This window comes from Halopseudomonas sp. (assembly GCF_036961105.1).
In the GTDB taxonomy this organism is placed as follows: domain Bacteria; phylum Pseudomonadota; class Gammaproteobacteria; order Pseudomonadales; family Pseudomonadaceae; genus Halopseudomonas.
On the sequence record NZ_JBALWW010000011.1, the window covers coordinates 97740 to 117724 of the forward strand.

General features: G+C 59.7%; 19 protein-coding genes. 8 read left to right on the plus strand and 11 right to left on the minus strand.

Features of this window, described 5'->3' with window-relative positions; all coding sequences use genetic code 11:
• Nucleotides 1-62 precede the first annotated feature (62 nt).
• The 5 genes from asd to leuC all read right to left on the minus strand — a co-directional run bounded on the left by asd (nucleotide 63) and on the right by leuC (nucleotide 5263).
• Complete coding sequence (asd, locus tag V7756_RS12215; protein ID WP_335610458.1) at nucleotides 63-1175, minus strand: aspartate-semialdehyde dehydrogenase; 1113 nt, start codon at nucleotides 1173-1175, stop codon at nucleotides 63-65.
• A gap of 80 nt (nucleotides 1176-1255) precedes the next feature.
• Nucleotides 1256-2338, minus strand: a complete 1083-nt coding sequence (leuB, locus tag V7756_RS12220; protein ID WP_335610459.1) for a 3-isopropylmalate dehydrogenase — start codon at nucleotides 2336-2338, stop codon at nucleotides 1256-1258.
• Nucleotides 2339-2384: 46 nt separating this feature from the next.
• A complete protein-coding gene (locus V7756_RS12225; RefSeq protein WP_335610460.1) occupies nucleotides 2385-3149 on the minus strand; it encodes a class I SAM-dependent methyltransferase in 765 nt (254 codons plus the stop codon).
• 36 nt (nucleotides 3150-3185) lie between these two features.
• On the minus strand, nucleotides 3186-3833 hold the full coding sequence (gene leuD, locus V7756_RS12230) for a 3-isopropylmalate dehydratase small subunit (protein WP_335610461.1): 648 nt from the start codon (nucleotides 3831-3833) through the stop codon (nucleotides 3186-3188).
• Entirely contained in the window at nucleotides 3830-5263 is a 1434-nt protein-coding gene (gene leuC, locus V7756_RS12235) for a 3-isopropylmalate dehydratase large subunit (RefSeq protein ID WP_335610462.1), read from the minus strand. The genes leuD and leuC overlap by 4 nt, the downstream gene beginning before the upstream one ends.
• A 154-nt stretch (nucleotides 5264-5417) precedes the next feature.
• Here leuC and V7756_RS12240 point away from each other — a divergent pair, with 154 nt between their 5' ends.
• The 3 genes from V7756_RS12240 to V7756_RS12250 all read left to right on the plus strand — a co-directional run bounded on the left by V7756_RS12240 (nucleotide 5418) and on the right by V7756_RS12250 (nucleotide 10550).
• The gene (locus tag V7756_RS12240) at nucleotides 5418-6308 is read left to right on the plus strand and encodes a LysR family transcriptional regulator (protein WP_335610463.1); all 891 of its coding nucleotides are present in this window, start codon (nucleotides 5418-5420) and stop codon (nucleotides 6306-6308) included.
• A 329-nt stretch (nucleotides 6309-6637) separates the two neighbouring features.
• On the plus strand, nucleotides 6638-9874 hold the full coding sequence (locus V7756_RS12245; protein WP_335610464.1) for a bifunctional diguanylate cyclase/phosphodiesterase: 3237 nt from the start codon (nucleotides 6638-6640) through the stop codon (nucleotides 9872-9874).
• A 139-nt stretch (nucleotides 9875-10013) separates the two neighbouring features.
• Nucleotides 10014-10550: a glycine zipper 2TM domain-containing protein gene (locus tag V7756_RS12250; RefSeq protein ID WP_335610465.1), complete on the plus strand. Its 537-nt coding sequence runs from the start codon at nucleotides 10014-10016 to the stop codon at nucleotides 10548-10550.
• 93 nt (nucleotides 10551-10643) lie between these two features.
• Here the strand turns inward: V7756_RS12250 and V7756_RS12255 are convergent, their stop codons facing one another.
• Entirely contained in the window at nucleotides 10644-11531 is an 888-nt protein-coding gene (locus V7756_RS12255; protein ID WP_335610466.1) for a LysR family transcriptional regulator, read from the minus strand.
• 101 nt (nucleotides 11532-11632) lie between these two features.
• On the opposite strand from V7756_RS12255, the gene V7756_RS12260 reads away from it, so the two are divergent.
• Complete coding sequence (locus tag V7756_RS12260; protein ID WP_335610467.1) at nucleotides 11633-12406, plus strand: ferredoxin--NADP reductase; 774 nt, start codon at nucleotides 11633-11635, stop codon at nucleotides 12404-12406.
• 77 nt (nucleotides 12407-12483) lie between these two features.
• Here the strand turns inward: V7756_RS12260 and V7756_RS12265 are convergent, their stop codons facing one another.
• The 4 genes from V7756_RS12265 to aroC all read right to left on the minus strand — a co-directional run bounded on the left by V7756_RS12265 (nucleotide 12484) and on the right by aroC (nucleotide 15553).
• The gene (locus V7756_RS12265) at nucleotides 12484-12675 is read right to left on the minus strand and encodes a PLDc N-terminal domain-containing protein (protein WP_335610468.1); all 192 of its coding nucleotides are present in this window, start codon (nucleotides 12673-12675) and stop codon (nucleotides 12484-12486) included.
• Nucleotides 12676-12757: 82 nt separating this feature from the next.
• Nucleotides 12758-13288, minus strand: a complete 531-nt coding sequence (locus tag V7756_RS12270; protein WP_335610469.1) for a hypothetical protein — start codon at nucleotides 13286-13288, stop codon at nucleotides 12758-12760.
• Nucleotides 13289-13298: 10 nt separating this feature from the next.
• Nucleotides 13299-14429 (minus strand): MFS transporter, encoded by a 1131-nt coding sequence (locus V7756_RS12275; protein WP_335610470.1) that lies wholly within the window; start codon nucleotides 14427-14429, stop codon nucleotides 13299-13301.
• Nucleotides 14430-14461: 32 nt separating this feature from the next.
• Nucleotides 14462-15553, minus strand: a complete 1092-nt coding sequence (gene aroC / locus V7756_RS12280) for a chorismate synthase (RefSeq protein ID WP_335610471.1) — start codon at nucleotides 15551-15553, stop codon at nucleotides 14462-14464.
• A 125-nt stretch (nucleotides 15554-15678) separates the two neighbouring features.
• Between aroC and V7756_RS12285 the strand changes: the two genes are divergently transcribed.
• Both V7756_RS12285 and V7756_RS12290 read left to right on the plus strand, forming a co-directional pair.
• Complete coding sequence (locus tag V7756_RS12285; RefSeq protein ID WP_335610472.1) at nucleotides 15679-16452, plus strand: sulfite exporter TauE/SafE family protein; 774 nt, start codon at nucleotides 15679-15681, stop codon at nucleotides 16450-16452.
• A gap of 97 nt (nucleotides 16453-16549) precedes the next feature.
• Nucleotides 16550-17329 (plus strand): hypothetical protein, encoded by a 780-nt coding sequence (locus tag V7756_RS12290; protein ID WP_335610473.1) that lies wholly within the window; start codon nucleotides 16550-16552, stop codon nucleotides 17327-17329.
• A gap of 3 nt (nucleotides 17330-17332) precedes the next feature.
• Here V7756_RS12290 and prmB read toward each other — a convergent pair whose 3' ends face one another.
• Complete coding sequence (gene prmB / locus V7756_RS12295) at nucleotides 17333-18244, minus strand: 50S ribosomal protein L3 N(5)-glutamine methyltransferase (protein ID WP_335610474.1); 912 nt, start codon at nucleotides 18242-18244, stop codon at nucleotides 17333-17335.
• 95 nt (nucleotides 18245-18339) lie between these two features.
• On the opposite strand from prmB, the gene V7756_RS12300 reads away from it, so the two are divergent.
• Complete coding sequence (locus V7756_RS12300; protein ID WP_335610475.1) at nucleotides 18340-18912, plus strand: Smr/MutS family protein; 573 nt, start codon at nucleotides 18340-18342, stop codon at nucleotides 18910-18912.
• A gap of 329 nt (nucleotides 18913-19241) precedes the next feature.
• Nucleotides 19242-19481, plus strand: coding sequence for a hypothetical protein (locus V7756_RS12305; RefSeq protein WP_335610476.1), 240 nt, complete (start codon nucleotides 19242-19244; stop codon nucleotides 19479-19481).
• The last annotated feature ends 504 nt before the right edge of the window (nucleotides 19482-19985 follow it).

A 19985-nucleotide genomic window follows, 5' to 3' on the forward strand; every position in this document is an offset into this window, starting at 1 on the left:
CACCCCCAACAATGTCAGGGGTGCCCCGTATCAGCTCTTGTAAAACCGAGCGATCCTAAATCTCAAGCTTCCTGCAGGATACGCAGCATGCGGCGCAATGGCTCCGCGGCACCCCACAACAGCTGGTCACCTACCGTAAAGGCCGACAGATACTGCGAGCCCATGTTCAGTTTGCGCAGACGGCCTACCGGGACATTCAGGGTACCGGTCACCGCAGTAGGCGTCAGCCCCGCCAGGGTCGCTTCCTTGGTGTTGGGCACCACTTGCGACCAAGGGTTGTGCTCGGCCAGCAGGCTTTCGATATCCGCCAGTGGCACGTCCTTGTTCAACTTGATGGTCAGCGCCTGGCTATGGCAACGCATTGCGCCAATACGCACGCAGATGCCGTCAACCGGGATCGGGCGCGCACTGCGGCCGATGATCTTGTTGGTCTCGGCCTGCGCCTTCCACTCTTCACGGCTCTGCCCGTTGGGCAGTTGCTTGTCGATCCAGGGGATCAGGCTACCCGCCAGCGGCACGCCGAAGTTCTCGGCCGGAAAAGAATCACTACGCAGGGTTTCAGCCACCTTGCGGTCGATTTCCAGAATGGCGCTGGCCGGATCGGCCAGCTGCTCGGCCACCGAACCATGAATGGTGCCCATCTGGCCGATCAGCTCGCGCATATTCTGCGCACCGGCACCACTGGCCGCCTGATAAGTCATGGCACTCATCCACTCAACCAGACCTTGCTCAAACAGACCACCCAGGCCCATCAGCATCAGACTGACGGTGCAGTTGCCGCCAACGTAGGTTTTAACACCATCACGCAGCGCCTGATCGATATTGCGACGGTTGACCGGGTCCAGCACGATGACCGCATCATCTTCCATGCGCAGTGTGGAGGCGGCGTCGATCCAATAGCCATCCCAACCCTCAGCACGCAGCTTGGCATAGACTTCCTTGGTGTAATCACCACCCTGACAGGTGATGATCACGTCCATGGGCTTGAGAGATTCAAGGTCGAAGGCATCTTTCAGCGCAGGAATATCCTTGCCGATGTCAGGACCTTTGCCACCCACATTCGAGGTAGTGAAAAAGACCGGTTCAATATCGGCAAAATCGTTTTCATCACGCATGCGCTGCATCAGCACGGAACCAACCATGCCACGCCAACCAACCAGACCAACTCGCTTCATAACAACACCCCCCGTGGGGTAACAAATTCAAAGACAATGACGCCCGACCAAGGCCGGGCGTTTTCGAATAATCCGACAGATTACAGGTTTTTCAGGGCCTCGGCCACGGCGTCACCCATTTCCGCAGTGCCCACCTGGCGGCAGCCCTCGGAATAAATGTCACCGGTACGCAGACCCTGATCCAGCACCAGACTGACCGCCTGCTCGATGGCATCGGCGGCCTGGGTCTGCCCAAAGCTGTAACGCAGCATCATCGAGACCGAGAGGATGGTGGCCAGCGGGTTGGCTATCCCCTTGCCGGCGATATCCGGCGCACTGCCGTGGCAGGGCTCGTACATGCCCTTGCCGTTCACATCCAGCGAGGCCGAGGGCAGCATGCCGATGGAACCGGTGAGCATCGAAGCCTGATCGGACAGGATGTCGCCGAACATGTTATCGGTGACGATCACATCAAACTGCTTGGGCGCGCGCACCAGTTGCATGGCGCAGTTGTCGACGTACATGTGCGACAGCTCGACCTCGGGGTAATCCCTGGCCACCTCTTCCACTACTTCACGCCACAGCTGACTGGACGCCAGCACGTTGGCCTTGTCGACCGAGCAGAGTTTCTTGTTGCGCACCATGGCCATGTCGAAGCCGACCTTGGCAATGCGGCGAATCTCGCTCTCGCTGTAGGGCAAGGTGTCGTAAGCCTGACGCTCGCCATTGGCAAGCACACGCTTTTCACGCGGCTGGCCAAAATAGATGCCGCCGGTCAGCTCACGCACGATCAGAATATCCAGCCCGGACACCACTTCGGGCTTGAGCGTGGATGATTCGGCCAGTTGCGGATACAGAATCGCCGGGCGCAGGTTGCCGAACAGCCCCAGCTCGGAGCGAATCTTCAGCAGACCGCGTTCGGGGCGCAGTGCAGGATCAATAGTGTCCCACTTGGGGCCACCGACGGCGCCCAGCAGCACGGCATCGGCCTTGCGTGCGCGTTCGAGGGTTTCGTCAGCCAGCGGCACGCCATACTTGTCATAGGCCGCGCCACCCAACTCACCGGACGACAGTTCAAACCCCAGCTCGTACTTCTCGTTCGCCAGGTTCAGCACCTTGACCGCCTCGGCCATGATTTCAGGGCCAATGCCGTCGCCCTGCAGAATCAGAATCTGTTTACTCATGCACTTCTCTCCAAAGAACGCCTGTCTGGCGCTACTGATGCTGTATTCAGCGGCCGGCCCAGAGCACTATTACATCCGTGCTGAAGGAGCCGTCCGCGGTAATCTCGAAATAACGCCGCACTTCTTCACCCATGTTTTCCTGCAGCGCTCGAACTGCCTGTTGCAAGGGCTGCGGCGTCCGCATGCGCGCAACCCAGGAGCTGAACTCCAGGTGCAGCCGCTGGCGGCGCTGGCGTTCCACCTGCAGCCCGGCCTGATTCATCTGCTGCAACCATTCGGCGGCCGAGTAGTCGCGCACATGACTGGTATCGCGCAGCAACTCGACGGCCTGCAGATAGGTATCCAGCAGGGGCATGCCCGGCGACATTACGTCAACAAAAATGACTTTGCCGCCCGGTTTGAGTACGCGATAAACCTCACGCAGCGCGCGCCCGAGATCCTGCCAGTGGTGAGCCGAGTAGCGACTGAATACCCAGTCGAAGCTGGCGTCGGCGAACGGCAGATACTCGGCCACACCCTGTTGCGCCACAATGTTGCTCAGGCCCCGTTCGGCCGCAGCCGCCGTGACAGTATCCAGCATGGCTTGCGACAGATCATAGGCCACCACCTCAGACAGCTGCGGAGCCACTCGAAAGCTCACGTGCCCCGCCCCGCACCCCAGATCCAGAGCGCGGGCGTGCACCTGACCAGCCACCGCCTCGTCCAGCGCGACAAACTCCTCGCCACTGCTGTGCACCGCGCTGGTAAGGTAGGCATTGGCCTGCTCACCAAATTGCCGCGCCACCACCGCATTATGTTCTGTTGCTGCCATGCTCCCACTCCGGCTCATGTCCGCGTCCCTTGTCCGCTATTTGATAGCGCCGAACAACCAGGGCTGGCTCTGCTGATGCTTTTGCTCAAAAGCTGCAATGGCGTCCCCGTCCTGCAGCGTCAGACCGATATCGTCCAGCCCGTTGAGCAGGCAGTGCTTGCGGAAGGCATCCACTTCGAAGGAATAGGCCTTGCCATCGGGACGAGTGACGGTCTGCGCCTGCAGATCGATGGTCAGTTGATAACCTTCCTGAGCTTCAGCCTGCGCAAACAGCTCGTCAATATCTTCTTCAGACAAAACAATGGGTAACAGGCCATTCTTAAAGCTGTTGTTATAGAAAATATCCGCATAGCTGGGGGCCAGAATGGTGCGGAAACCATACTCTTCCAACGCCCAGGGCGCGTGCTCACGGCTGGAACCGCAACCAAAGTTCTTGCGCGCCAGCAGCACACTGGCGCCCTGATAACGTGGCAGGTTCAGCACGAAATCGGTGTTCAGCGGGCGATTGGCGCAGTCCTGGCCCGGCAGGCCTTCATCCAGATAACGCCACTCATCGAACAGGTTCTGCCCAAAGCCGGTACGCTTGATCGACTTCAGAAACTGCTTGGGAATGATCTGGTCGGTATCCACATTGGCGCGATCGAGCGGCGCAACCAAGCCGGTGTGTTGGGTAAAGGGTTTCATGCGCTCGCCTCCTGATTCAACATCTCGCGTACATCAACAAAGTGGCCGGCAATCGCCGCCGCGGCCGCCATGGCCGGACTGACCAGATGAGTACGACCGCCGTTGCCCTGGCGTCCTTCAAAGTTGCGGTTGGAGGTCGAGGCGCAATGCTCGCCTGACTGCAGCTTGTCGGGGTTCATCGCCAGGCACATGGAGCAGCCCGGGTCACGCCACTCAAAGCCAGCGGCCTTGAAGATCACATCCAGGCCTTCCTGCTCGGCCTGCTCTTTCACCAGACCCGAACCCGGCACCACCATCGCCTGCTTGATGCTGGGAGACACGCTGCGCCCCTTGGCCACAACAGCGGCGGCGCGCAGGTCTTCAATGCGCGAGTTGGTGCAGGAGCCAATAAACACGCGGTCCAGCTTGATCGAGGTGATCGGCTGATTGGCTTCCAGGCCCATGTACTGCAGGGCGCGCTGATAACCGCTGCGCTTGACCGCATCGCTTTCCTGCGCCGGATCCGGAACCAGAGCATCGACCGCCACTACCATCTCGGGTGAAGTACCCCAGGAGACTTGCGGCTTGATCTCAGCCGCGTTGAGTTCGACCACGGTATCGAAGTGCGCATCGGCATCGGACACCAGATCCTGCCAGCTCGCTACCGCAGCCTCCCAATCGGCACCCTTGGGCGCGTAGGGGCGACCCTTGACGTACTCGATAGTCTTCTCATCGCAGGCCACCAGCCCTACCCGCGCGCCCGCCTCGATGGCCATGTTGCAAATGGTCATGCGGCCTTCAACCGAGAGGTCGCGAATGGCTGAACCGGCAAATTCGATGGCGTGGCCGTTGCCGCCGGCGGTACCGATCTTGCCGATCACCGCCAGCACGATGTCCTTGGCCGTGACGCCAAAGCCCAATTGGCCTTCCACGTTCACCAGCATGTTCTTCATCTTCTTGGCCACCAGACACTGGGTAGCCAATACGTGCTCCACCTCGGAGGTGCCGATGCCGTGCGCCAGCGCAGCAAAGGCGCCGTGGGTGGCAGTGTGCGAATCACCGCAGACAATGGTCATGCCCGGCAGCGTGGCGCCCTGCTCCGGCCCCACCACATGGACGATACCCTGGCGGCGGTCGGTCATCTGGAACTCGACAATGCCAAACTCGTTGCAGTTGTCATCCAGCGTCACCACCTGCAGCTTGGAGACTTCATCGTCGATCCCCGACACGCCCGCAGCACGGTTGGTGGTCGGCACGTTGTGATCCGGGGTAGCCAGGTTGGCGTCGATGCGCCAGGGCTTGCGACCGGCCAGACGCAGACCTTCGAAAGCCTGCGGTGAGGTCACCTCGTGCAGTAACTGGCGATCGATATAGATCAACGCCGAGCCATCATCTCGCTGTTTGACGAGATGGCTATCCCACAGCTTGTCGTAAAGCGTTTTCGCAGACATCGGGAACTCCTGAAAATCAGACTGTGACCGCCGTCAGAGATGGCCGGAGGTATCCGGTTTGCGGCGGTTCTTTTACCTGGCATAGGATAAAATTTGGCCAGAGATAAAACAAAGGAATAATATTTATTAAATAGATAGCCAGCAGGAATACTAAATGGACACTGCCAACCTCTCCGCTTTTCTGGCCGTCGCCGACAGCGGCTCCTTCTCGCGTGCGGCAGAGCAACTGCATCTGACTCAGCCCGCCATCAGCAAGCGTATCGCCATGCTGGAACAGCAGCTCGACGCACGCCTGTTTGATCGTATCGGGCGCAAGGTCACCCTGACCGAAGCCGGACGCGCGCTCAAACCCAGAGCGCAGGAGGTTCTCGGGTTGCTCAATGATACGCGCCGCGCCCTGAGCAATCTATCCGACAACGTGCAGGGCCGCCTGAGCATGGCAACCAGTCATCATATCGGCCTGCACCGGCTGCCTCCCGTTTTGCGCGAATTTACTTGCGCTTATCCCGACGTAGCGCTGGACATCCAGTTTCTTGACTCAGAAGTCGCCTATGAACAGGTGCTGCAGGGCGAAATAGAACTGGCCGTCATTACGCTGGCGCCCGAGGTGGAGCCGCCGGTGGTCGCGGAACTGATCTGGCATGATCCGCTAGACCTGGTAATAGCACCGGAACACCCTCTGGCCCACGCCGCAGTTCTTGATCTGGCGAAGCTGGCAGCTTATCCAGCGGTATTTCCCGGCGCCAACACCTTCACCCATCGGATCGTCAGCACCCTGTTCGAGCAGCACCAGATAAAGCCGTACATCAGCATGAGTACCAATTACATGGAAACCATCAAAATGATGGTTTCCATTGGCTTGGCCTGGAGTGTGCTGCCACGCAGCATGCTGGATAGCCAGGTCCGAGCGCTGAGCATCCCCGGCATCAGGATGCAACGCGATCTGGGCTGCATCTGGCATAGCGGCCGGACACGCTCAAACGCTGCTCTTGCCTTCATCCGACTGTTGCAAGAGGCTGCTGCAGCAGAAAGCGAAAAAGGCTGAAAGCTTCCTTGTTGCACCGCAACGCAGCGACTATCTTGAAAACTGACAGGGCGCTTTAACCAGGCTGAAACAACCAAAGGCGGCACCGGAGAGCGCAGTCGAACCCGAATTAGCTAACAGGCCAGGAATGGCGACGCCGAGTGCGTCGTTGGCCCGATGTGGCAGGTGGTTGAAAACCCAGGCGAGACCGTCAGGAAATAGGCATTCACTAGCCAGAAAGCGTCAGCGCCTGAGTTGCGAAGCTGCGTTTTTGCGGCTGTTCAAGCTTCTGGCAACGCCGCTGGTTTTCAACAGCACGCTAAAGGATTAGTAGAGCCCGCGGAGAATCTATGCCCAGCACCCCCGGTGCCTTTCCGACCGACCCTGCTGCCAATGCGGGAACCGCGTTCGGCACCCTTTTCCAGAGCATGCCGGCCGCCGGCATGCTGGTAGATTCGCGCAGCCAGCGGGTACTGCAGGTAAATCACGCCTTTTCGCAGCAGTTCGGCTGGCAGGCCGAGCGCATTGTTGGCCAGCTCTCAAACCTCTTCCCGTTGTGGGGTGGCAGCGAGTACTGGGATCACCTGGTGCGCCAGTTCGAAGCGAATAAAAGCCTGCACGGGTTGCGTATTGATATCTGCAGTCGCAACGGCAGCATTCAATCCTGCCTGATCAACATCGAAGCCGTCTCGCTCGGCACCAGTGCCCTTCTGATCACCCTGCAGCCCGTGCGCCCTTCAGCGCCGGCTACCGTAGGGATTGATGAGCGGCACCTCAAGGTTTTCAACGCCACTGGCGAAGCCTTGCTGCTGATCGACAGCAGCAGCGGCTGCATACTGGAAGTAAACAGCTGTTTCGAACGTCTGACCGGTCTGAGCAACAGCCACTGCGTCAATCGCAAGCTAAGTGATCTGCAGATAATCGAAAGCGACGTCGCTGCGCAGTTGATGGCCAGACTGAAGCGGCGTGGCCATGTCGACGCGGAAGAGATCAAAGTGCGTATCGGCGACGCTGGAGAAGCCTTCGATGTGCTGATCGATGCCGAGTCCATTGAACTCGCCGGCCGCTCCTGTCTGGTAGTAACTGCGCGCAATATCACCCGACAGAAGCAGAACGAAAACGCCCTGATCGATAGCCAGGAGCGCCTCAATCGAGCGTTGGAAGCCAGCGAAATGGGCATCTGGGACTGGCAGATAAACAGCGGTGTGCTGCATTGTTCACATCGCAGCGCCCTGCTCAACGGCCTCGGCGAGCATCACCTCAAAGGCAGCCTGCGCAGTTTTCTGCAGCACATTCTGCCCGAAGATCTGCGCAGCCTGCGCCACGCCTTCGTCTCTATCTGTCGCAGCCAGCAACAGCACCACAAGCTCACCTACCGCGTGGGCAATGACCCGGCCAAGCCAGCACGATGGGTAGAAGCCACCGCAACGCTGCACCGCGACACTAACGGCAAACCGGTGCGCCTGGTCGGCACCCTGCTGGACATTACCGAACAACGCAAGAACGAGAAGGCGCTGATCGACAGCGAAGCCAAGTTCGCCGCGCTGTTCCAGGGCGCGCCCGACCCATACTGCCTTATTCATGGCCAGAGCCAGCGAATCATCGAGGTCAACCTCAGTTTCAGCAGCACCTTCGGCCACTCACCGCAGGCGGTAGTGGGTCATACCCCGCTTGAGGTGGGCATCTGGACTGACGCCCAGATGCACAGACCGATGGAAGAGGCCGTCAGCGGCAAGCGGGTACTCAACGGCCTGATCGAGACCTTTTCCACCTACCTGGGCAAGCTGCTGGTCTGCGAAGTGTCCACGTCCAATCTGAGCATCAATCGCCAGCCCTGCGTGCTCTTCAGCTTTCGCGACATTACCGCCCGCAAACAGGCAGAAGCCGCTTTGCGGGCTTCCGAAGACAAGTTTGCGCGTGCCTTCAAGGGCAGCCCGGATTCCATCAGCATTACCGAGAAGCTCAGCGGTCGTCACCTGGAGGTCAACGAGGGCTTTACCAGACTCACCGGCTATAGCGCGCAGGAGGTGGTTGGCAAGACCGCACGCGAACTCAACCTCTGGGCCGACTACACGGAGCGTGACCGGTTGATCGAAGAACTAAATCGGCATGGCCGCGTTTACCATCAGGAAATGACAGTCAATACGCGCTTTGGCACGCAACTGATGGTGGCAGTTTCCGTACAACCGCTGGACATCGAAGGCGCCGATTGCATATTGCTCACCGCCAGAGACATTACCGAACAGAAAAAGATAGAGGCTCGAGTCAAACACCTCGCGTACCACGACGCGCTTACCGATCTGCCCAATCGCCTGCTACTGACCGACCGTCTGAACCAGTTGCAAGCGCTGCACGAGCGCCACGGCCTGCGCGGCGCGCTGCTGTTCTTCGATCTCGACCATTTCAAACACATCAACGACTCCCTCGGCCACTCCTGTGGCGACGCCGTATTGCAGGAGGTAACCACTCGACTGCTGACGCTGGTCCGCAAGGAGGACACGGTCGCCAGGCTGGGCGGTGACGAGTTTGTTGTACTGCTCAGCGGCCTGCAATCCAATGGCGCCCAGCTGGAACGGGAAGTGGAAATGACCGCCAGGAAGCTGCTGGACGCGGTGTCGGCGCCCATGCAGATCGAAGGTCATGCCCTGCAGCTGAGTACCAGCATCGGCATCGCCCTGCTGCCCGAGCACGGCAATACGCCGGACGACCTGCTGAAGCGCGCAGATATCGCGCTATACCGGGTAAAGGAGCTTGGCCGCAACGGCATCGCCTTTTTTGAACAGTCCATGCAGGTGGCCGCCAGCGAGCGCCTGGCGATTGAGTCCGAGCTGCGTCGCGCCCTACTGAAAAACCAGTTTGTGCTGCACTACCAGCCGCAAATCAACCATCGCACCCAGGCCATCGAGGGGGCCGAGGCGCTGCTGCGCTGGCAGCACCCGCACAAGGGAACCATCGGCCCCGGGGCCTTCATGGAGGTGCTGGAAGAAAGCGGACTGATTCTCCCGGTCGGCAAATGGGTGCTGCTGGCCGGGTGCAGTTTCCTCGCAAAACTCTTGCAAGACGGCCTGATTGATAGTGCCAGCTTCAGTCTGAGCGTCAATATAAGCCCCCGTCAGTTCCGGCAAAGCAGCTTCGTGGACGATGTGCTGCACGCCATCCAGACCCATCGGGTGCCTGCTCGATGTATCAAGCTGGAAATAACCGAGGGTATCGTCATCCAGAACGTTGAAGACACTATCGACAAGATGAACATGCTGCGCGAGCGCGGCGTGCATTTTGCTATCGATGATTTCGGCACTGGCTACTCTTCGCTCAGTTACCTCAAGCAACTGCCGGTCGACCTGCTGAAGATTGATCAGTCGTTCATCCGCGACTGCACCAGCAACGCCAACGACGCGGAGATCATTCGCGCCATCATCGCCATCGCCTCCAGTTTGCACATGGAACTGATCGCCGAAGGCGTGGAAACCCAGGAGCAACTAGGCTTCCTGCAGGAGTTGGGCTGTGATCACTATCAGGGTTATCTATTCAGCCCACCGATAGATGAAACAGCCTTTCGCCTGTTGCTGGGCTCGCGAAAAGATTAGGCGGCAGCGCCATCAGCCCGCTGCCGCACAAACCGTCAGCAAAAAAATAAATTGAACCGCGCGAATCGCATGTTGTCCATTACGCATGGACCACAGCAATTGCTGTGGAGTAACTGTCATAGACCACGGAGTATTCATCATGAACAAGTCTATGTTGACCGGTGTTTTGATAGGCGCGGCAGTAGCCACCGCTGGCGGTGCGATTGCGGGCTACACCGCCTTTGCCGACAAAGCACCTGATCGGGCTGAGGTTCTTGATGTTCGCGAAATCAAGGAAACCAAGAGCACGCCGCGCGAAGTCTGTAACGACGTGGCGGTGACTCGTCAAAAACCGGTACAGGACCAGCATCAGGTGCTCGGCTCAGTGGCTGGCGCCGTGATTGGTGGCGTACTGGGTAATCAGGTCGGTGGCGGCAGCGGCAAGAAGATTGCCACCGTAGCCGGCGCAGCAGCTGGCGGTTACGCCGGCAACAAGACTCAGGAGCGTATGCAGGCCAACGACACCTACACCACCACAGAGCGTCGCTGCAACACCGAGTACGACAAGCATGACGAAGTAGTTGGCTATCAGGTGAAGTATCAGATTGGCGAGAAAACCGGCTCGGTCCGCATGGACCACGATCCGGGCGACAGCATCCCGCTGCAAGACGGTGAACTGGTACTGAGCAGCAACTAATGTAGCCTCAGGTATCAGCAAAAAGGGCATTCGCTTTGGCGTCTGCCCTTTTTTGTTGGCTGCGCCCGTCCTTTGGTTTGGGAGACCGGCCGGCTACTCCGCCAACGTGTCCCGACACAGTTCCAGCCAACGCTCGATACCGGCGCTGCGAAACTTCTGCCGGTGCAGGGCAAAGTAGAAGCGGCGATGGAAGTTGCGCTGCGGCACCGGCAACGGCACCAGGCTGCCGCGCTTGAACGCGTCCATCAGGGTGATTTCCGACAGGCAGCCAATCCCCAGCCCGGCTTCCACCGCGCGTTTGATCGCCTCGGTATGTTGCAACTCCAGCTTGATCTGCAATTGCGGCAGCAGGCCCTGCATCGCCCACTCGAAATGCTGCCGCGTACCCGAGCCCTGCTCGCGCACGATCCACTGCGCCTGCAACAGCTCTTCGTCGCTCAACCACGGTCGCCCTGCCCAGGGATGGTCCGGCGCGCAAAACACCATCAACTCATCGTCGCGCCAATGCAACAGCTCCAGTTCGGGATGCCGGGTTTCGCCTTCAATGAGGCCCATGTCCAGCTCGAAGTTGGCGACCTTGCGTACTATGGTTTCAGTGTTAGCCACCTCGAGTTCTACCCGCGCCCCGTCCTGCTCGCCCATATAGCGCGCCATGATTTCCACGGCCAGATAGTTGCCAATACTCAATGTGGCCCCCACCTTGAGGTGACCAATGTCTTCGTGCCGAGCCAGCGCGCTCTCCAGCCCGCGCGCCTGCTCCAGCAGGGCTTGCGCGCGCGGCCGTATGCTTTGCCCCAGCTCGTTGAGCTGCAGACGCTTGCCCACGCGGTCAAACAATTGCACGTCGAACTGACTTTCCAGATCCTTCAAGGCGCTACTGGCCGCCGATTGCGACATGGCCAGACTGCCGGCTGCGCGAGTCAGATTCTCGTGATAGGCCGTGGCGAGAAAGACTTCAAGCTGACGCAGGGTGTATTTCATAATCGATTTTTCCGAATACGATAATAGTAATAATCCGCTTATCCGATAGGTTAGCCAAATGTAAACTCCACGCCAAGAACTCATTCAAGCCGGGAGGCGACATGGCAGGCTTCAATACCGAAAGCGTACTCAGCGTTCACCACTGGACCGACAACCTGTTCAGCTTCAAGACCACCCGTGACCCGGGTTTTCGCTTCAAGAACGGGCATTTCATCATGATCGGTCTGGAAGTCGAAGGCCGCCCGCTGATGCGTGCCTACAGCATCGCCAGCCCCAACCACGAGGAAACCCTTGAGTTCTTCAGCATCAAGGTACCAGACGGCCCCCTGACCTCGCGCCTGCAGAACATCAAACAAGGCGATCAGATCATGATCAGCCGCAAGCCCACCGGCACCCTGGTACTGGATCACCTGATTCCCGGTCGCAACCTGTATCTGCTGAGCACTGGCACCGGCCTGGCGCCCTTCATCAGCATCATCCAGGATCCGGAAACCTACGAGCAGTACGACAAGGTGATCGTTACCCATGGCTGCCGCCATGTGCGCGAGCTGGCGTATGAAGAGCTGATTACCGAAGATCTGCCCAACCACGAGTATCTGGGTGAGCTGGTTCGCGACAAGCTGGTCTACTACCCCACAGTCACCCGCGAGCCCTTCCGCAACCAGGGCCGCCTGACCGACCTGATGACCAGCGGCAAGCTGTTCGAGGATATCGGTCTGCCCAAGTTCGACCTGGAGCAGGACAGATTCATGCTCTGTGGCAGCCCCAGCATGTTGAAAGATTGCTGTGAGATTCTGGATGCTCAGGGCTTCAAGGAGGCCCGTCACGGCGATCAGGGGCACTACGTGATCGAGCGTGCATTCGTCGAGAAGTAACGCGCCCGCCTGAACGACAAAGGCCCGGTACGCAATGCGCACCGGGCCTTTGTGTATCCAGCCGGCAATCGCCCTGGCTAGACTTTGTTACCGCGCGGTCCGGCAAAGAACCAGATAATCAGACCCAGCAACGGCAACAACACCACCAGCAGCACCCATAGCAATTTGGCGCCCATGCTGGCGTTACTTTGCAGAATATTGATCACCGCCCAGATGTCGCCGATCAGAATCAGCAACCCCAAAATACCCCCACCGGTATTGAAATTCATCGCACACTCCTATTGCTCTTTGACTTGCTCTTGGCATTTTCACTATAGACGAACTGAACGAGCTGGCTATCTCGCTACGCTCTCAAATATCCAGCAACTGCAACTCGCTGAGCTTCGACTGCGCAGGCGGCGCATCGTTCAGCGCCGGCTCTGCCGCGGCCAGAGCCAACCAGCAGCATTGCACACCCGCCGCCGGCTCCAGGGCCCATTCCCGCCCTGCCGGAATCCACAGCAGATCGCCTGGCGCCGCAGCCAGCAGCAACGCGTGCGCGCCGTCACTTACACAAAACCTGGCCTGGCCGGCACACAACAGCAGCCACTGGCCCACCGAAACCCGTATCTGGTCCGCCTGCAGCTGCGTGCTGGTGGCGGCGTAGCCGGGCTGCCCGCGCGGCTGGTGCGCGGCGAGCTGTTGCGGTACCGGCAGGCCCTGCGCAGCGATCCGTTGCTGCGCCTGCGCTTGCCATTCGCTCTGCGTCTCCGCTTGCGGGCCAGGCAGCTGCAGCAATACCAGTCCGCTGTCGGACAGGGCCGCGCCTATATCTTCAAGGTGCGTCAGTACTCGCGCCGGGCAGCGCCAGTCCCGCGCCTCGTACATTGCCAGAATACTCATGGTTTTCTCCTCAAACCCGTTGCAGTCGCAGCGCCAGGATCATGGCCCCCACCGCTGCCGCCAGGGCTGCGATACCGAAGGTCCAGCTGGCACCCAGGCTATCCCAGGCGTAGCCAGAATAAAGCGCGCCCAGAGCGCCACCAACCCCGGCCAAGGTCGCATAGAGGGCCTGCCCCTGCCCCTGCAAGCGGGCGCTGAAACTGCGCTGTACAAAATGGATGGCCGCCACATGAAAGGCACCAAAGGTGGCCGCGTGCAGGCACTGCGCAAACAGCAGCGTGAGCAAGGAATCAGCAAGGTTACCCAGTAGCAGCCAGCGCAGCGCCGCCAGGGCAAAACTCACCACCAGCAGGGTTTTCAGGCTGCAACTCGCCAACAGCGGCCGCATCAGCAGAAACAGCAGAATCTCGGCCAGCACCCCCAGCGCCCAGAGCAGGCCGATAAAGCTGCGACTGTAACCCAGCGACTCAAGGTGAATGGTCAGGAAGGTGTAATAGGGCCCGTGCGACAGCTGCATCAGCGCTACGCAGAAAAAGAACGCCAACACCCCCGGGCGCAATAACTGCCGCAGCAAACCGTCGCCAGCGCTATGGCTGCTGGGCAGGCGCGGCGGCTGCGGAATCACCAGACTACAGAGCACAATGCCGCACATGACCGCCAACAGCACGCGCGGGTAGGCACTCATGCCAAAGCGCTCCAGCACCTCGCCCAGTAGCACCACCGTGAGAATGAAGCCTACCGAACCCCACAAGCGCACCTGGCTGTAGCGCGATGCCTGCTCGCGCAGGTGGCCCAGGGTAATCGCCTCGAACTGCGGCAGTATCGCGTGCCAGAAGAAGCTGTGCAGCGCCATCACACCGGCCAGCCACCAGTAGTCCTGGCGGTAGAAAATCGCAGCAAAACACAGCGCCGTGCAGAGCGCACCAAAACGCACAATCAACAAGCGCTGCCCGGTAGCGTCGCCCAGCCAACCCCAGAGATTGGGCGCCAGGCAGCGCATCAGCATGGGAATGGCCACCAGCTCGCCGATGCGCGCGGCAGAGAAACCGAGAGATTCGAAGTAGAGTGCAAGAAAAGGCGCTACCCCGCCCAGCAGGGCGAAGTAGCTGAAGTAAAAACCGGACAGACGCCAGTAAGGCAAAGGCGCAGTTGCTGCCCCTTCGCCGCCTGAGCTCAAAGCTGGCCCAGTACCGGCGTGTCTACGGTCACTTCGGCGTTCTGCCCACGATGGCGCAGCAGGTGGTCCATCAGTACCAGGGCCATCATTGCCTCGGCGATGGGTGTGGCGCGAATGCCCACACAGGGATCGTGACGACCCTTGGTAATCACATCCACCGCGTTGCCGTACACGTCGATCGAGCGACCTGGCGTGGTGATGCTGGAGGTGGGCTTGAGCGCCAGGCTGGCGACGATCGGCTGCCCTGAAGAGATACCGCCAAGCACGCCACCGGCCTGGTTGCTCACAAACCCGGCAGGCGTCAGCTCATCGCGGTGCTCGGTGCCGCGCTGGGCCACCGAAGCAAAGCCGGCGCCCACCTCCACGCCCTTGACCGCGTTGATGCCCATGAGCGCGTAGGCCAGCTCGGCGTCCAGGCGGTCGAAGATCGGCTCGCCCAGGCCCGGCGGCACGCCCTCGGCAACGACGGTGATCTTGGCGCCAACCGAATCCTGATCACGGCGCAGCTGATCCATGTAGGCTTCCAGCTCGGCAATCTTGTCGGGATCGGCGCTGAAAAAGGCGTTGTCGTTGACGCCATCCCAGCTCTTGAAGGGAATCTCGATGGGGCCCAGTTGGCTCATGTAGCCGCGCACCTGAATCCCCTGGGTGGCCAGATATTTCTTGGCAATGGCGCCCGCTGCTACGCGCATCGCGGTTTCCCGTGCGGAGGAGCGCCCACCGCCACGATAGTCGCGCACACCGTATTTGTGGTGGTAGGTGTAATCGGCGTGGGCCGGCCGGAACAGGTCCTTGATGGCCGAGTAATCCTTGGATTTCTGATCGGTGTTGCGAATCAGCAGGCCAATCGGGCAGCCCGTGGTCACCCCTTCGAACACACCCGAGAGAATCTCCACCTCGTCGGCTTCCTGGCGCTGGGTGGTATGCCGGCTGGTGCCGGGCTTGCGCCTGTCCAGGTCGCGCTGCAGGTCTTCGCTCGACAGCGGCAGACCGGGCGGGCAACCATCCACGATGGCAACCAGCGCAGGGCCGTGGCTCTCGCCGGCCGTGGTGACGGTGAACAGAGTTCCAAGGGTGTTTCCGGACATAGACTCAACCTGATGTAAGCGACGGCAGTGGCGCAGTATACCGCCCGACCTGCATGGGTGACAGCCTGAAATCAACCGGTTAGGCTCTGGATCTGTTTGCCTTCCTACCCTATTACGGAGCTGTGATGCCGAGCATGCTGGCGCAGTGGTTGCCCGAGCACTTCCCTCCCCTGTTGGCCCTGGCCCTGATCCTGTGCTCGGCCTTCACCTCCATGATTACCGCGGCGTTGGGCGCTGGCGGCGGCGTGATGATGCTGGCCATCATGGCGCTGAGCATGCCCACCGCCGCGATCATTCCGGTGCACGGGCTGGTACAGCTGGGCTCCAATGCCAATCGCGCCTTGATGACCTGGCGGCATATCAACCTGCGCGTGATTGCCTGGTTCCTGCCCGGCGTGCTCATCGGCGCCTGGCTGGCCAGTCGCTTACTGGTCAACCTGCCACTGGCCAGTATCCAGCTAAGCATCGCGCTCTTTATCCTGCTGCTGTGCTGGGGGCCGACCATTCCCAAGGTTGCGACCGGGCGCGCTGGTACGCTGCTGGCCTCCACCGTCACCAGTTTTCTCAGCCTTTTTGTAGGCGCCACCGGGCCTTTGGTGGCCGCTTTCATCAAACAGCAGCAGCAAAGCAAACGCCTGCAGACCGTAGCCACCTTTGCGGCCGCCATGACCTTGCAGCATGCACCCAAGGCCTTCGCCTTTGGCGCTGCCGGCTTTGTCTTTCACGACTGGTTGCCGCTGGTAGCCTGCATGATTGCGGCCGGCGCTGTGGGCACCTGGGCGGGGCTGCGGGTTCTGGTGCGTCTGGGTGATCGCAATTTCAGCCTGTTGTTCAACCTGGTACTGACCCTGCTCGCCGTCCGTCTGGCCTGGCAAGCCATCGGCAACTGGACCGCCTGAGCGACGGTGACAATTAGCCGCCGGGAGAATAGATTACAGAAATGGCCCATAACGCCGATACAACCGGAGTAACCGCAGTATTTACCTGGGACAGGGCATGAGCGAAACCAACACCGTGCAGACGGACGTCAATCCAGAACCGAGCGCATTGCGGGATCCTTTTGCGCGCGCCAAACCGTCGGATTTTTATTGGGTGCAGCTCAAGCCAGTGTTCAAGGCCCGTGTACTCGTGCATCAGGAAAAGCTCGCACAGATAGCCGTCACTCAGGAAAAGGCTGGCGGTCTGGAATTACTGCGCTTGCAGGTGCGTTTTGAAGGCGAAGCATTGCCCGAGAGCGGCAACTGTCTGGAAGTCATGGTTGATCACAAGCGTCAGCGCGTACGCCTGGGTCCGATCAGCAATATCACCATTCAGCCCGCTCAGCGCGGTCTGGGTACCTTCATGCTGGCCCAACTGATCCACTGGTGCCAACGCTATTGCGGCGACTACGCTGTCACGCCCATCAGCCTGCGCAGCGAAGACTTCAAAAGCGGTGATGCGCGGGCGGCAGTCGAACAGATGTTGAGCCGGGCCGGCTTTACCCTCACCAACCTGGATGAAGAAAGCGGCAATAGCGTGGCCCAGGCCAACCGGGTAAATGATCTGATTGGCAGCTGGAACACGGATAAAATACAGCCCCTGCAAATCAACAGCCTGCTCGGCCAGTTGCGCGAGCACGAAGCCCTCAGCGTGAAGCAGACTGCGCAGCTGAATAATCTGCAGAGTGTGATTGCCAGCTACAAACGCACCGACATGGGCAACCGCTTCGCCATTGGCTGCCTCATCGTGTTCAGCATCTTCCAGGCGCTGATGCTGCTTTGGGTCGTGCTGCGCTAGGCGCTACACGCCCTCGGCAAACAGCGGCTGAAAATGCCGGCATTGCTCGGCACTCAACACAAAAACGCCGTGCCCGCCGCGCTCGAACTTGACCCACTCAAAGTCCACCTCTGGCCATTCGGCCATCACGTGCACCATGCTGTTACCCACCTCGATCACCAGCACGCCGTCTTCACTCAGGTAGTCAGCCGCTTCGGCGAGCATGCGACGCACCAGGTCCAGGCCGTCCTCCCCCGCCGCCAGGCCCATCTCCGGTTCATGCTGGTACTCATCCGGCAGGCTGTGCATGTCTTCGGCATCCACATAGGGCGGGTTGCTGACGATCAGATCAAAGCGCTCACCGGCCAGGCCATCAAAGCCATCGGACCAGCGCGCCTCCACCCGCTCGGTCAACCCGTGCATCTCGATATTGGCTTCTGCCACCGCCAGAGCATCAACCGACAGATCGGCCAATACCACTTCTGCCTCGTCAAAGGCATAGGCGCAGGCAATACCAATGCAGCCACTGCCGGTACACAAATCCAGAATGCGCAGCGGGTCACGCTCCAGCCAGGGCGCAAAGCGTGAATCGATCAGCTCGGCAATGGGTGAGCGCGGCACCAGCACGCGGTCATCCACAATAAAGTCCAGCCCGGCAAAGCGCGCGTGGCCGGTCAGGTAGGCCGCTGGCATACGCAAACGCACACGCTCCTGCAGCAGTGCGATGGCCGCGTCGCGCTCCTCCTCCGTCACCCGGCAGTGCAGGTATTCGGCGGGCGTTTCCCAGGGCAGATAAAGTGCATGCAGCACCAGCAGGCGGGACTCGTCCCAGGCGTTATCGGTGCCATGGCCGAAAAACAGCTCGGCCTGATGAAAACGGCTGACTCCCCAACGGATCAGATCCTGCACGGTCTTCAGTGCGGCGTATTCACTCATGTTGTAAATCCTTGTCCAATCAGGCGCCCATTCTACGCTGCCGCGTGCTGGCGACTACTGGTACACTGCGGTTTTTTAGCAGCTGATCACTGAAAATGTCTCAGGATAACGTCGAACCCGATGACGAAAACCTGTTCCGGCAGGCCATCAAGGGTGTCAAACCGCTCAAGCAACAGCAAGCCGACACGGGCAAGCCCAAGGCCGACCGTGCCCGCATCGCCGCCAGCCGCGCCCGCGCGTTGACTGGCAACAGCAGCATCGTGATAGACGGCCTTTCCGATCAGTTTGTGATTGATGTCGCCCCCGAAGAAGAGCTCATGTGGGGCGCCAACGGCGTGCAAGCCAGCCAGCTGCGCAAGCTCAAGGCGGCGCAAATGCCTTTTGACGGCTCAATCGACCTGCACGGCATGACCGTGGAGCGCGCCCGCGAACTGCTGTGGGCCTTTCTCGCCGAAGCGGTAAAGCAGGAGATCCGCTGCGTGCGCGTCACCCACGGCAAGGCGCAACGCAAGGACGGCCGCACCCCAATTTTGAAAAGCCATGTGAATACCTGGCTGCGGCAACACGCCAGCGTATTGGCCTTTACCTCCTGCATCCCGCGCCATGGGGGGACTGGGTCGGTTTATGTGTTGCTCAAGCGGAATATGCTGGAGGGGCGGGAGGATTGAGCGTTTTGCGCGCCGAGTGGCGGTGAGTGACCGCTCGTAGGGGCAAGGCCTGTGCGGAATGAAAATGAAACTAGCATGGCGCGTCTGGACTTTCGTTAACCCATATGCGCTATATCGGTGAGTAGTCGGAGCCCGACGTCTCAGCGTAACCGGCTACTGCTGCAGGCGTACGACATGGGCGTACTTGGCTACCGCAGCTTCGGACCACCGCGTGGGCAGCCGCCCCAACCAGTCCCGCAGAGATCGGTAATGGAGGTCGCCGGACCACTGACCCTCACAAATTCCAAGTAACCGCAATTGCTAACGCTACAGGCACCCGGAACATAATCGTGCAGCCTGCGAACTCTCCGCTCGTCGGGTTGCCGTTTAAGGATATGCAGTTCAATACGCGCAATATCCGGAACCGGGAAGGAGCCGAAATCATAGATGTACGCACCATTGAATTCCGTATGGTCAAACGCCTCTTGGCACTGGTCGTCTACACAAGCAAGCAACCGCATATCGTCTTCATGCGCCGTGAGAGTCAGGTGATATACATCAACCGCATCCTCGGTACCGGACACTGCTGAAGCAGCAAGAACGAGTAGCAACAGGATGCATAGCTTCATACGTTGACCCTACTTTCAAACACCGGCAGACGCGAGGAACGAGCTCCAGATTCAAAACCCGTCACAAAACCCACGCGGCTGACCTGTTGGTTTTCAACCCGGAATTAATTTTCATCTGATCCCGTTTTCCCTGCGCCCACCTACAACTGCGAACCAAAAAAACGCCACCCCAGCCAAAACACCCCCCAGCGCGGTGTGATTAGGCTCGATACTCCGAACGTAAAGCAGTGGAGTTATAGCCATTGCAATAGAACCAAGTACATAGGCACCGTAGTGCCACCGTGAGGCGTTAATTATTTTCCTGCGCCACGCATTCAGAAGCAAAGTGCCCGTTGGAATAAAGACAATCATGCCTGCTTCGAAAATACCCATGATTCCTCAAGACACATAACGAGGCTGTAGAAAAACCCCTTTCGGGTTCATCCCGCAGCCATTTCCGTGTTTATGTCTGGCCTCGGATCTTCA